Origin of the sequence: Mesobacillus persicus, assembly GCF_900109925.1 — a bacterium.
Lineage (GTDB): Bacteria > Bacillota > Bacilli > Bacillales > Cytobacillaceae > Mesobacillus_B > Mesobacillus_B persicus.
In genome coordinates this window covers 88,087-101,457 of the sequence record NZ_FOBW01000002.1, presented here as the reverse complement: position 1 = coordinate 101,457, position 13,371 = coordinate 88,087, and the positions used below count along the sequence as shown (strand labels likewise).

At 40.0% G+C, this 13,371-nt stretch carries 11 protein-coding genes; 10 read left to right on the top strand and 1 reads right to left on the bottom strand.

Going from position 1 to position 13,371, the window contains the following annotated elements; genetic code table 11:
• Positions 1-336 precede the first annotated feature (336 nt).
• Positions 337-1,356 (top strand): DNA polymerase III subunit delta, encoded by a 1,020-nt coding sequence (holA, locus tag BMX30_RS03075; protein WP_090741100.1) that lies wholly within the window; start codon positions 337-339, stop codon positions 1,354-1,356.
• A gap of 60 nt (positions 1,357-1,416) precedes the next feature.
• Here holA and rpsT read toward each other — a convergent pair whose 3' ends face one another.
• Positions 1,417-1,677 (bottom strand): 30S ribosomal protein S20, encoded by a 261-nt coding sequence (gene rpsT, locus BMX30_RS03070; protein WP_090741099.1) that lies wholly within the window; start codon positions 1,675-1,677, stop codon positions 1,417-1,419.
• A 207-nt stretch (positions 1,678-1,884) separates the two neighbouring features.
• Between rpsT and gpr the strand changes: the two genes are divergently transcribed.
• The 9 genes from gpr (at position 1,885) to dnaJ (ending at position 13,363) form a co-directional block, all read left to right on the top strand.
• Positions 1,885-3,009, top strand: a complete 1,125-nt coding sequence (gpr, locus tag BMX30_RS03065) for a GPR endopeptidase (RefSeq protein WP_090741097.1) — start codon at positions 1,885-1,887, stop codon at positions 3,007-3,009.
• 96 nt (positions 3,010-3,105) lie between these two features.
• Positions 3,106-4,296 (top strand): stage II sporulation protein P, encoded by a 1,191-nt coding sequence (gene spoIIP / locus BMX30_RS03060; protein ID WP_090741095.1) that lies wholly within the window; start codon positions 3,106-3,108, stop codon positions 4,294-4,296.
• 23 nt (positions 4,297-4,319) lie between these two features.
• Positions 4,320-4,658, top strand: a complete 339-nt coding sequence (locus tag BMX30_RS03055) for a YqxA family protein (protein ID WP_090741093.1) — start codon at positions 4,320-4,322, stop codon at positions 4,656-4,658.
• Between the two features lie 298 nt (positions 4,659-4,956).
• Positions 4,957-6,792 (top strand): translation elongation factor 4, encoded by a 1,836-nt coding sequence (gene lepA, locus BMX30_RS03050; protein ID WP_090741088.1) that lies wholly within the window; start codon positions 4,957-4,959, stop codon positions 6,790-6,792.
• A 365-nt stretch (positions 6,793-7,157) separates the two neighbouring features.
• Positions 7,158-8,303, top strand: a complete 1,146-nt coding sequence (hemW, locus tag BMX30_RS03045) for a radical SAM family heme chaperone HemW (protein WP_090741086.1) — start codon at positions 7,158-7,160, stop codon at positions 8,301-8,303.
• 77 nt (positions 8,304-8,380) lie between these two features.
• Positions 8,381-9,412: a heat-inducible transcriptional repressor HrcA gene (gene hrcA / locus BMX30_RS03040; RefSeq protein WP_090741084.1), complete on the top strand. Its 1,032-nt coding sequence runs from the start codon at positions 8,381-8,383 to the stop codon at positions 9,410-9,412.
• Positions 9,413-9,533: 121 nt separating this feature from the next.
• A complete protein-coding gene (grpE, locus tag BMX30_RS03035; RefSeq protein ID WP_090741082.1) occupies positions 9,534-10,109 on the top strand; it encodes a nucleotide exchange factor GrpE in 576 nt (191 codons plus the stop codon).
• A gap of 34 nt (positions 10,110-10,143) precedes the next feature.
• The gene (gene dnaK / locus BMX30_RS03030; protein WP_090741080.1) at positions 10,144-11,967 is read left to right on the top strand and encodes a molecular chaperone DnaK; all 1,824 of its coding nucleotides are present in this window, start codon (positions 10,144-10,146) and stop codon (positions 11,965-11,967) included.
• Positions 11,968-12,235: 268 nt separating this feature from the next.
• Positions 12,236-13,363 carry a molecular chaperone DnaJ gene (dnaJ, locus tag BMX30_RS03025; RefSeq protein WP_090741078.1) on the top strand — a complete coding sequence of 376 codons (1,128 nt, stop codon included), beginning with the start codon at positions 12,236-12,238 and terminating at the stop codon, positions 13,361-13,363.
• Positions 13,364-13,371 lie beyond the last annotated feature (8 nt).

Genomic DNA, 13,371 nt, shown 5'->3' with positions numbered 1-13,371 from the left:
CTTATATCATAATATAGTATAGACGATTTTAATTTAAAAAGCCAGCCTAGTCATGTGTTTTCCTCTATTGTAATATGATGCACCGTTGTTATGTAAGTATCCCGGGGCTTATGTAACAGCGTTTACCATATATAGGAATCGCTAAGCTTTGCTTGGTGATTCCATATTTTAACTTGCGAAAATGTCCAAGCTTCTTTAGGATAAAGCTATGTTAGAGGAATTTGTTGTTTTTTGCTTACCGCTGATTGAAGCGGCCTGGTGCGGAAATCAACATCCTTGTTAAATGTAGCCTAGGATAAAAAGGTAAGAAACTGGATCGAACGGGAGCGAAAGGCATTGGTACTAGAGATTTGGAAACAATTGAAAAAAAATAATGTCGAGCCTATTTATTTACTATTTGGGACTGAGTCGTTCCTAATAAATGAGACTAAGCAGTTGTTAATTCAGAAGGTTTTAAGTGATGAAGAAATTGACTTTAATCTTTCTACGTATGATCTTGAGGAAACTCCAATTGAGGCGGCGATTGAAGATGCAGAGACTTTACCCTTTATGGGAGAGAAAAGGTTAATTATTCTGCAAAACCCTGTCTTCTTAACTTCCGAAAAACAGAAAGGGAAAGTTGAGCATAATATAGGAAAACTTGAGACCTATCTTGCTGAGCCGGCCCCTTATTCCGTTGTTGTGTTTGCTGCTCCATACGAAAAGTTAGACGAGCGAAAAAAGATTACAAAGGAGTTAAAGCGAAAAGCAGTAGTAGGCGAAGCCAAACGATTAGGCGAAACAGACCTGAAGGCGTGGATTAAAGATAGGACAACTAGTAATGGGGTGCAAATTCAAGAAGATGCAATTAATTTAATGCTTACACTTACCGGTACAAATCTATTTATGCTTGCTAGTGAAGTAGACAAGTTATCACTTTATGCAGGAGACTCGAATAGAATTGACGCTGAAATGGTAGACAAGTTAGTTGCTAGATCGCTTGAACAAAATATCTTTACCTTAATTGAAAAGGTAGTACAACGGAAAGTCGACGAAGCATTGCGTATCTATTATGACTTGTTGAAACAGAACGAAGAGCCAATTAAGATACTGGCATTATTAGCTGGACAATTTCGGCTATTGTATCAGGTTAAGGAATTAGCTCGAAAAGGATATGGTCAGCAACAAATAGCAGGTGCTTTGAAGGCCCATCCTTTCCGCGTCAAGCTTGCAGCTGGACAGGCGAGGCATTTTTCTGATGAAGAATTGGCAAAAATTATGAAGATGATCGCCCATGCGGATTACCAGATGAAGACTGGCGGGATGAAAAAGGAACTATTGATAGAAATGTTCCTCTTCAATCTGACGCGAAACTAATTAAGAACAACAAAAAAACGACCTATTTTGGTCGTTTTTTGTTTATTTGCAGAGACAAAATTAACCGTTAGCGTTTAATTTTTTCATCATGCGAGATTTTTTACGAGCAGCTGCATTTTTGTGGATAAGACCTTTTGCAGCAGACTTGTCAAGCTTGCTAGCAGCAGCTGCGAAAGCTGCAGTTGCTTCGCTGTCGTTATTTACGATAGCTGCTTCAGCCTTTTTAACAGCTGTACGCATAGAAGACTTAACAGTTATGTTTTGTGCTCTATTTTTTTCGCTTACTTTTACACGCTTAATTGCAGATTTAATGTTTGGCATTCCGTTCACCTCCTAAAAAGCGCCGAGATTTTAATGGAACTCGGCATTTCCAGACGTTTTCTTATTTATTAAGAACAAATGATATTTTATCAAATGGTGGTCAATATTGCAATACTCTCGATGAATTTTAGACGGGTATGAATTGAATGTTTTTTTTATTATAGGAAAAGATAGGAAGTAGTGATGCTTAAGGAGGGATTCTTGTATATGAAAGATTCAATCGATTTAAGTCAATTTTCTGTACGAACGGATCTAGCAGTAGAGGCACGTGAAATGGCAATTGCCGATCGAGTAAAAACGGTACACGATGAAACGGATGTATCACAACTCGAGGGAGTTATTATAAAGGAAAAGGAAGAAAATGACATTAAAATCTCTCTTGTTGAAGTAACGGGAGAAGGGGAAAAAGCAATTGGGAAGAAAAAAGGGCAGTATCTAACCATTGAGGTCCAAGGGATCCGCCAGCAAGACAGTGCTCTTCAACAGAAGGTAGAAGCTGTCTTTGCTAATGAATTTTCTAAGTTCATCAAACAAAAGGGGTTAAACGAAGATTCGTCTTGTCTTATTGTAGGGCTTGGAAACTGGAACGTTACCCCAGATGCTCTAGGTCCACTAGTATGTGAGAATTTATTAGTTACTAGGCATTTGTTTGAGCTTCAACCAGAGCATGTTCAGGACGGATATCGTCCTGTAAGTGCGCTATCCCCAGGAGTTATGGGCCTAACTGGAATTGAAACAAGTGATATTATTTTTGGAGTTGTTGAAAAAACAAAGCCTGATTTTGTCATTGCGATAGATGCTTTGGCTTCAAGGTCAATTGAGAGAGTCAATAGTACCATTCAGATTTCAGATACTGGAATCCATCCTGGATCAGGAGTCGGCAATAAACGCAAAGAATTAAGTCAGGATACTCTAGGAGTCCCAGTCATTGCCATTGGTGTTCCGACAGTCGTGGACGCTGTTTCGATTACAAGTGATACGATTGATTATATATTGAAACACTTCGGTAAAGAGCTTCGTGAAGGAGATCGACCATCGCGCTCATTGGTGCCGGCCGGGATGACATTCGGTAAAAAGAAGAAGTTAACAGATGAGGATTTACCGCCAGAAGAACAAAGACAAACATTCTTAGGGATGATTGGAAATCTTGAAGAAGAAGAAAAACGAAAACTGATATACGAGGTTCTAGCTCCACTCGGTCATAATTTGATGGTTACCCCGAAAGAGGTTGATGTTTTCATTGAGGATATGGCCAACTTGATTGCTGGCGGTTTAAACGCCTCCTTACACTCAAAGGTGAACCAGGATAACGCAGGATTCTATACGCATTAATCACTCCAACTAAATAGTTTTCAATGTAAAAAATAAGGTTCTATCTTTTCTAGCAAAGTCATAAGAATTACTAGACTTGCTAAAAGAGGTGGAACCGTGAAACGTTTAAAAGGATCAGGAATGATTGTAGCCGTACAAGGGACAAGCCTGTTAAAAGTGGTGCTGGCTTTTATATTTTTTCTTATATCTGTATTTACATTTAGCGGCTTGATGACATCATTGAAGCCTGAGTATCGGATTGCTTCGTCGTCCATCAATCAAGCGGCCAATAACATCAATGGGGAGTTATTATATAGGTTAATGAGCTGGGAAAATCATCAACTTCTGCAAGTACTTCCTAAGAAAGAGGACTCGTTTAATCTTTCAAGTCTTGTCTTTGAACTTTCTACTAATATAAGTCTTGATGATCCGAGAAGCTTTCTTGGTCGAGAGCTCCCGGGGTTTGACTTGTTTGACGGAAAAATCCTTGTTGCAGGTGAGGGGACTAACTATACGAATATGCCGATGGAATCTCCTCCTCCGATTGAAGTATTAAAAGCAGAGCAGGAAGCGGCTCTTCAGAATACAGAAGATATTGAGGGTACAGAAAATGATGGCAATACCGTTACACCACCGAATACCACTGGAGGGAAAGAAGTCGTTTATGTGTATTTTTCGCATAATCGTGAATCCTATCTTCCTTATTTAGAAGGTGTGACCGACCCTGATCGTGCCTATCATTCAAAGGTAAATGTAACTAGAATTGGCGATCGACTAAAAGAAGGGCTCGAGAGTCAGGGTGTGGGAACTACAGTTGATAAATCAGATGTAATGGGAACATTGAATAAAAAAGGACTTGGTTTTGGTTATGCTTACCAAGAGTCGAGGTCTGTGGTGGAGACGGCGATGGCAGGGAATCGAGATCTCCGATATATAATTGATATCCACCGCGATTCTAGAAGAAAGAAGGATACGACCGTTACGATTGATGGGAAAGCTTATGCTAAGTTAGCATTCGTTATTGGCGGTAACAACCAAAACTATGAAAAGAACTTAAAACTCGCAACAGAACTTCATGAGCTACTTGAAAAGAATTATAAAGGTATGAGCCGTGGGATTATTGAAAATAAAGGACCAGGGATGAATGGTGTTTATAATCAGGATTTGTCTGGTAATGCATTGTTAGTAGAATTTGGTGGTGTGGACAACACTTTTGAAGAACTATATAGATCAGCTGATGCATTAGCCGATGTATTTAGCGAATTTTACTGGCAGGCCGATCAAGTGGATGCACAGGCAAATAATTAAGGCAAACCAAGGTGGTTGTTTTTATGAAAATGTTTATGCTGAAAGCCTTTTTGCTCGTATGTCTTATGTTTATATGTGTATTGACAGGGATGCAACTTGCAAACAAAGGGATCCACGATATGAAAGGCTTTGAAGACCCGAACTTTGAGTCAGCCGTTTCAGTTAAGGAGAATAACGATGGGGATATTGAAACGGCTATTCTCGGAAACAATGTCTCAAGTCATGACCTAAAGCAAAAAAAAGAGCAGCTAGAAAAAATGGAGACTTTTAATTTCTTTTCTTCAATTGGAAAAACAATTGCTGATGGCCTTGAATCTGCTGTTGACAAATCATTAGAGTTGATTACGAAAAGAGAATCTTAACACGAGAGCAGGAACTCATCCTGCTTTTTGGTGTTGGTGTCTGCTAAAGCGGTGGTCACAAATGTGGCTCTTGATGCCCACAGGAGGGGGAAGAGGAGAAAATCGGTCACCAATTCGAATCGTGAGTACCCAAAACAGTGGGAGGTAGAGTAAGGCCAGGCAACAATTGCCCTTAACCCTATATAGCCTTCATACTTATCCCAAATCCCCCCTTTTCAATAATAATTGAATCTTCCCCTCCCTACTGATATAATCAAAAATAGTGTGTTAGTGCGAGTAAAGTAGGAGTGAAGCACCAGTGAATAGAGAAGAAAAACTTAAAAGACAATCAAAGATTCGAAACTTTTCAATCATCGCTCATATAGACCATGGGAAATCAACGTTAGCTGACCGTATTCTTGAGAAGACAAATGCGTTGACATCAAGGGAAATGAAGGATCAGTTACTTGATTCTATGGATTTAGAGCGTGAACGAGGCATTACGATTAAACTTAACTCGGTCCAGCTGAAGTACAAAGCGAAGGATGGAGAAATCTATACTTTTCATTTAATAGATACTCCTGGACATGTCGATTTCACCTATGAGGTTTCACGGAGCCTAGCAGCGTGTGAAGGGGCGATTCTTGTTGTCGATGCTGCTCAAGGAATTGAAGCGCAGACGTTAGCGAACGTTTACTTGGCACTTGATAACGATCTAGAAATCATGCCGGTTATTAATAAAATTGACCTCCCTAGTGCTGAACCAGAACGAGTAAGGGCTGAAATTGAAGATGTTATCGGACTTGATGCATCAGATGCTGTGTTAGCGTCAGCCAAAGCGGGGATTGGGATTGAAGAAATCCTCGAACAGGTTGTTGCGAAAATTCCAGCACCAACAGGCGATCCAGAGGCGCCATTAAAAGCGCTGATTTTTGACTCTTTATATGATGCTTACCGCGGGGTTGTTGCTTATATCCGTGTAGTAGAAGGAACCGTTAAAGCTGGCGATAAAATCAAAATGATGGCAACTGGCAAGGAATTCGAAGTATCAGAGGTTGGTGTGTTTAACCCCAAACCTATTATGGTCGATGAACTATCTGTCGGTGATGTTGGATTCTTGACGGCTGCGATTAAAAACGTTGGTGATACACGTGTAGGGGATACGATTACCAATGCTAAAAAAGGCGCTACTGAAGCGCTCCCAGGCTACCGTAAATTAAACCCGATGGTCTATTGCGGTCTGTATCCAATTGATACAGCAAAGTTCAATGACTTGAGGGAAGCATTAGAGAAGTTAGAATTGAACGACTCTGCTCTGCAATATGAACCAGAGACATCTCAGGCGTTAGGATTTGGCTTCCGCTGTGGTTTCCTTGGTTTACTTCATATGGAAATCATTCAAGAACGGATTGAACGAGAATTTAAAATTGACTTGATCACTACGGCACCGAGTGTTATCTACCATGTTCATATGACGGATGGATCTGAAGTTAAAGTGGACAACCCGTCTAATATGCCGGATCCGCAGAAAATTGACCGGATTGAAGAGCCTTATGTAAAAGCAACAATGATGGCTCCAAATGATTATGTTGGTCCAATCATGGAAATTTGTCAGCAAAAACGCGGGAATTTTATTGATATGCAATATTTAGATGAAAATCGTGTGAGTATTGTTTATGAGATTCCATTGTCTGAAATTGTCTACGATTTCTTTGATCAGCTTAAATCTAGTACAAAAGGCTATGCCTCTTTTGACTATGAACTAATCGGTTATAAACCATCTAAGCTTGTTAAAATGGATATTCTTCTAAATGCAGAACAAGTTGATGCCCTTAGTTTCATTGTTCATAGAGACTTTGCTTATGAGCGTGGAAAAGTAATTGTTGAAAAACTGAAAGAACTTATCCCGAGACAGCAGTTTGAAGTGCCAATCCAGGCAGCAATTGGAACGAAGATTGTTGCGCGTTCGTCAATCAAAGCGATGCGTAAAAATGTTCTTGCTAAGTGTTATGGTGGCGATATTTCCCGTAAACGGAAATTGCTTGAAAAGCAAAAAGAAGGTAAAAAGCGCATGAAACAAGTTGGATCTGTAGAAGTGCCGCAAGAAGCCTTCATGGCTGTGTTGAAAATGGATGACAATGGCTCTAAAAAATAAGAAGTTTTTGGAGGAGGTTAGACCGGCATCTAGTTAAGCAGCCGGTTCTAACCTCTTTTTTTGAAAAATGGTGCGAGTAGTATTACCTTTGGATTTTTTGTTGGCTCAAGCGTCTGGAACTAGTGTAACTAACTAAACGGACACTTGTGCTTTTTTTAAATGGATGCATTTGTGGAAAAGGTATTATAAATCCTAAAGCCAATTTTAACGGAAGGAAAGCTATCCTGTACTAAAGTAGATCTATAGGCACATCTCTTGTAATTGTTGGTTGTTTACAGTATAAAGATAGTTTTAACATATAGTTTCATCTTGAGAAGAAACGAAGTTTGAGAAAAGAGTCTTTTAAATAGACAGGAAGTGATGACATGATAAAAGCTGCATATATTCATATCCCGTTTTGTCATCATATATGCCATTATTGTGACTTCAATAAGGTATTTATGGAGCGGCAACCGGTGGGGGAATACCTTGCAAGTCTCGGCAAAGAAATGATGATGACTATTGAAAAAAATCCGGTTAATGAGCTTCGTTCGATATTTGTTGGAGGTGGGACCCCAACAGCCCTCGATGAACGGCAGTTAGAAACTCTCGTTCAGTCTATTAAAGAGAATCTTCCTTACAACAAGCATACAGAGTATACGTTTGAAGCCAATCCTGGAGATTTATCTACCGAAAAACTTCGTATCTTAAAAGAGGCGGGAGTGAATCGTCTGAGTTTTGGAGTACAATCCTTTAACGACGAATTACTCCAATCCATTGGGAGGTCTCACCGTGCGAAAGACGTATTTAAATCAATCCATGCAGCACAAGATATCGGTTTTGAAAATATCAGTGTGGATCTAATCTATAGCCTTCCTAAGCAGACTTTGGAAGACTTTAAATTAACATTAAAGACGGCACTCGATTTAGACTTGGTTCACTACTCTGGCTATTCACTCATCATTGAGCCGAAAACAGTGTTTTATAATTTGATGCAAAGAGGGAAACTTCGCCTACCTGGTGAGGAAACAGAAGCCCAAATGTACGAGTTGCTCATGGATGCGATGGAGAAGAAGGGGTTAAAGCAATACGAAATTAGTAATTTTGCTCTCCCTGGTTTTGAAAGTTATCATAATCTCACCTATTGGCGCAATGAAGAGTATTTTGGATTTGGCGCAGGTGCCCATGGGTATGTAGATGGGTACAGAAGGTCGAATTATGGACCATTAAAAAAATATATGGAACCTCTGAGTAAAGACCTTCTTCCAGTAATGGAAAAACATCTGGTAACCAAAGCGGAGCAAATGGAAGAGGAGATGTTCCTTGGGTTAAGAAAAATAGAAGGGGTGTCAATTCGACACTTTATCGAAAAGTTTCAAGTGAACCCTTTAGAATTATTTCAACAAGAAATTGACCAATTGACAACGAATAAGTTGATTGCGGTGAATGAAAACGAAATCTCTCTTACTCGTAAGGGTCGACTTCTTGGAAATGAGGTTTTCCAATCATTTCTTGGAGTATCTAATGATTGACATCAAGGCTATTTATTGATAATTTATTATTAGATTTAGCACTCGTTATATAAGAGTGCTAACAGAGGTGATGAGTGTTGTTAACAGACCGGCAAGTATTGATTTTACAGGTAATTGTTGATGACTTTATCCGCACCGCACAGCCGGTGGGATCGAGAAGCTTGTCGAAAAAAGATGAGATTTCATTCAGCTCGGCTACCGTTAGAAACGAAATGGCTGATTTGGAGGAACTCGGTTTTATTGAAAAGACACACACCTCATCAGGAAGGATTCCTTCCGAAAAGGGGTATCGATACTATGTCGACCATTTACTTCTTCCGCAGAAACTAAATCGGTCGGAGATTCAGTCTGTCAGATCGATTTTTGCTGAACAAATATACGAGCTAGAAAAAATAGTTCAAAAATCGGCAAAGATTCTATCCGAGCTTACGAGTTACACATCCATTGTCCTTGGTCCTGCAGTAAATAACAATAAGCTGAAAAGGATACAAATTGTCCCCTTGAATCAGGATACAGCCATCGCGATTATCGTTACGGACACAGGTCATGTTGAAAACCGAGTCTTTCATTTCCCAGCATCTGTTGATCCTGGGGATGTTGAAAAGATGGTTAATATCTTAAATGAACGCTTGGCTGGGGTACCTTTAATAAATTTAAATGGCAGAATTTATAAAGAAGTGGCATCGATTTTACGACAACATATCAAAAGTTATGATGTGTTAATGGGGTCGATTTCAGAAACCCTTTCGATACCAGCTAGTGATAAAGTGTTCTTTGGTGGGAAAACAAATATGTTAAACCTACCTGATTTTAATGATATTGAAAAGATTCGTAACTTGATGGCCATGATTGAGCAGGAGGACGGGATCTCTCAGCTTATTCGCAGAAACCCTAAAGGACTCAATGTCAAGATTGGTAGGGAGAACGACAACTCGGCGATGGAAGATTGCAGTTTAATTACGGCTACCTATTCTATTGGAAGTGAAAAGCTAGGAACCATTGCTGTTCTAGGTCCTACGAGGATGGAATATTCTCGGGTGATTAGTTTGCTTGAATTTATTAGTGCTGATTTATCCAAGGTTCTGACAGATTTGTATCAAAATAATTGAGCATGGAGATATTGTTAAGGGTGGAACCGATTGTTCCATCCCTTGCCATGTAAATTTTAATTACCTTTTAGATAATCTCACCCTGTATTATTTTCTACTTTAAGGGAGGTGAATCAAGATCATGGAAGAAAAAAACAACATGACATCAGAAATGGAACAGACTGAAGAGAAACAGCAGGAGCAAGAAGTGGAAGAGGTTTTTGCTGAGCAGGCTGATCAAGTTGAAGAGCCGCAAGCTGAAGAGGTTAACCCGAAAGTTGCTGAATTAGAAGCAAAGCTGGAAGATGCGGAGAACCGCTACCTACGCCTTCAAGCTGATTTCGATAATTTCCGTCGCAGGTCTAGACTTGACCTTGAGGCTAGTGCGAAGTATCGTGCGCAAAGTCTTGTTTCCGATATACTACCAGCACTTGACAATTTTGAACGAGCATTGCAGACTGAGTCAGATAATGAACAGACTAAATCTCTTCAAAAGGGAATGGAAATGGTCTATCAAAGCCTTGTAGTGGCACTTCAGAAAGAAGGTGTCGAGGCTATAGAAGCGGTTGGACAGGAGTTTGATCCACATCGCCACCAAGCAGTCATGCAAGAAAGTGATGAAAATTATGGGCCCAACATAGTTGTGGCTGAATTTCAAAAGGGATACATGTTAAAGGACAGGGTAATCCGTCCTTCAATGGTAAAAGTAAATCAATAATAGAATGTTTACATATTAGTGGGGAGGTATTTCCATGAGCAAAGTAATTGGAATCGACTTAGGAACAACAAATTCATGTGTTGCCGTACTTGAAGGTGGAGAAGCAAAAGTTATCCCGAATCCAGAAGGTAACCGTACAACTCCGTCCGTAGTTGCTTTTAAAAATGGAGAACGACAAGTTGGGGAAGTGGCTAAGCGCCAAAGTATCACAAACCCTAACACAATCATGTCAATTAAACGTCATATGGGTACAGCACACACAGAAGAAATTGATGGTAAGAAATATACACCACAGGAAGTTTCTGCGATTATTCTTCAATATTTAAAGTCATATGCTGAAGATTACCTTGGTGAACCTGTAACAAAGGCCGTTGTTACTGTTCCTGCATATTTCAACGATGCAGAGCGTCAGGCGACAAAAGATGCAGGGAAGATTGCAGGCCTTGAAGTTGAGCGTATCATCAACGAACCAACAGCTGCAGCGCTTGCATATGGAATGGATAAAACAGATGAAGATCAAACAATACTAGTTTATGACCTTGGGGGCGGAACTTTTGATGTCTCCATTCTTGAACTAGGAGATGGTGTTTTTGAAGTAAAGGCAACTGCAGGTGATAACCGTCTTGGTGGTGACGATTTTGACCAAGTCATCATTGATTACTTGGTATCAGAATTCAAGAAGGATAACGGCATTGACCTTTCCAAAGATAAAATGGCTACACAGCGTTTAAAAGATGCTGCTGAAAAAGCGAAAAAAGACCTTTCAGGTGTTACTTCTACCCAAATTTCTTTACCATTTATCACTGCGGGGGAAGCTGGACCGCTACACTTAGAAGTTTCAATGACACGTGCAAAATTCGATGAGCTTTCATCTGATCTTGTTGAGCGTACAATGGGTCCAACTCGTCAAGCAATGCGCGATGCTGGTTTAAGCGCATCAGAGATTGATAAAGTAATTCTAGTTGGTGGATCTACTCGTATTCCTGCCGTGCAGGAAGCAATTAAAAAAGAAGTTGGCAAAGATCCTCATAAAGGTGTTAACCCTGATGAAGTTGTCGCAATGGGTGCTGCAATCCAGGGTGGCGTTATTACCGGTGATGTAAAAGATGTAGTCTTGCTTGATGTTACACCACTATCATTAGGTATTGAGACTATGGGTGGCGTATTTACTAAATTGATTGAACGTAATACAACCATCCCTACTTCTAAATCGCAGGTTTTCTCAACTGCGGCTGATAACCAAACTGCGGTAGATATTCACGTTCTTCAAGGGGAGCGCCCAATGGCTGGGGATAATAAAACATTAGGCCGTTTCCAGTTGGCTGAGATCCCACCAGCTCCACGTGGTGTCCCACAAATTGAAGTTAGCTTTGATATTGATAAAAATGGTATTGTTAATGTTCGTGCAAAAGATTTGGGAACAAACAAAGAACAAGCAATTACTATTAAATCTTCAACAGGGTTATCTGATGATGAGATTGAAAAAATGGTAAGAGAAGCAGAAGAAAACGCAGAATCGGATAAGCAACGTAAAGAAGAGGTTGAAATCCGTAACGAAGCAGATCAGCTAGTGTTTACAACTGAAAAGACCCTTAAGGATCTTGAAGGAAAAGTAGACGAAGCGGAAGTAGCAAAAGCGAATGAAGCAAAAGATGAACTAAAAGCTGCTATTGAGAAAAATGAACTTGAAGAAATCCGTACGAAGAAGGATGCATTACAAGAAATCGTTCAAGCCTTGACAATGAAGCTTTATGAAGAAGCTGCACAAGCGCAACAAGCTGCTCAAGGTGAAGAAGGCGCAGCCAATAAAGATAATGTTGTCGATGCTGAATTCGAAGAAGTAGACGATAAAAAATAAGCATTGTTACCCTAAAGTCAAAGTCAGGTCTTTCTTGGCTTTGACTTTTTATTTACCAATTGAAGGCAAATAGTAATGGTATTGGTGAAGTTTTAACTAGTGTACAAATGAGTCCTAGTGTTTTTCATCTATTGCTTGCTCATTTGGCTTAAAAAAGTAGGTGGAACGAAAACATAACACGAAGCAGCTGCAGTATTAATATATTGCACTCTTTAAGTCGTGGATGGTAAAATTACCTTTATGTGAAAAGAATCGGGAGTGTTTAAATATGAGTAAACGGGATTACTATGACGTTCTTGGAGTTAGCAAAGGGGCTTCAAAAGACGAAATAAAAAAAGCCTATCGTAAGTTATCGAAAAAATATCATCCGGACATCAATAAAGAACCCGATGCTGATGAAAAGTTTAAGGAAGTAAAGGAAGCCTATGAAGTTTTAAGTGATGATCAGAAAAAAGCGCATTATGACCAATTCGGTCATACCGATCCGAACCAAGGGTTTGGTGGCGGTGACTTTGGCGGCGGTTTTGGCGGGTTTGAGGATATCTTTAATAGCTTCTTTGGCGGCGGTGGCGGCGGGAGAAGAAGAGATCCAAACGCACCACGACAAGGTGCCGATTTACAATTTTCTATGACGCTAGCTTTTAATGAGGCCGTATTTGGCAAAGAGACAGACATTGAGATCCCTCGGGAAGAAACATGTGATACCTGTGATGGTTCAGGTGCAAAGCCTGGGACAAAGGTAGACACTTGTAGCCACTGTAATGGAACCGGAGAATTGAATATTCAACAGAACACTCCGTTCGGTAGGATTGTAAATCGTCGAGTTTGTTCATACTGTAGTGGAACAGGTAAAGAAATAAAAGAAAAATGCCGTACATGTTCCGGTAGTGGCAAAGTGAAAACACGTCATAAAATCCATGTTAAAATTCCTGCAGGAGTTGACGATGGCCAGCAACTAAGGGTTCCAGGAAAAGGTGAGCCTGGAATCAATGGTGGACCTCCTGGAGATCTATATATTGTCTTCCATGTTCGTTCACACGAATTCTTTGAACGTGATGGCGATGATATCTATTGTGAAATGCCGATTACCTTTGTTCAGTCAGCTTTAGGTGATGAGATTGAGGTACCTACTGTCCATGGAAAAGTAAAATTAAAGGTACCAGCTGGTACTCAAACTGGGACTAGATTCCGCTTAAAAGGCAAAGGTGTCCCGAATGTAAGAGGCTATGGTACTGGTGATCAGCATATTATCGTGAAAGTCGTTACACCGACAAAGCTATCTGAGAAACAAAAGCAGTTATTAAGAGAATATGCAGAAATAAGTGGTCAGTCCCCTCAAGGAGAACATGAACAAGGGTTCTTCTCTAAAGTAAAAAGAGCCTTTAAGGGTGAGTAAAGAAGGAG

Coding starts and splice junctions, on each gene's coding strand:
- hemW (WP_090741086.1), top strand. CDS start 7,158: ATGATAAAAGCTGCATATATTCATATCCCGTTTTGTCATCATATATGC.
- BMX30_RS03055 (WP_090741093.1), top strand. CDS start 4,320: ATGAAAATGTTTATGCTGAAAGCCTTTTTGCTCGTATGTCTTATGTTT.
- grpE (WP_090741082.1), top strand. CDS start 9,534: ATGGAAGAAAAAAACAACATGACATCAGAAATGGAACAGACTGAAGAG.
- dnaJ (WP_090741078.1), top strand. CDS start 12,236: ATGAGTAAACGGGATTACTATGACGTTCTTGGAGTTAGCAAAGGGGCT.
- dnaK (WP_090741080.1), top strand. CDS start 10,144: ATGAGCAAAGTAATTGGAATCGACTTAGGAACAACAAATTCATGTGTT.
- rpsT (WP_090741099.1), bottom strand. CDS start 1,677: ATGCCAAACATTAAATCTGCAATTAAGCGTGTAAAAGTAAGCGAAAAA.
- gpr (WP_090741097.1), top strand. CDS start 1,885: ATGAAAGATTCAATCGATTTAAGTCAATTTTCTGTACGAACGGATCTA.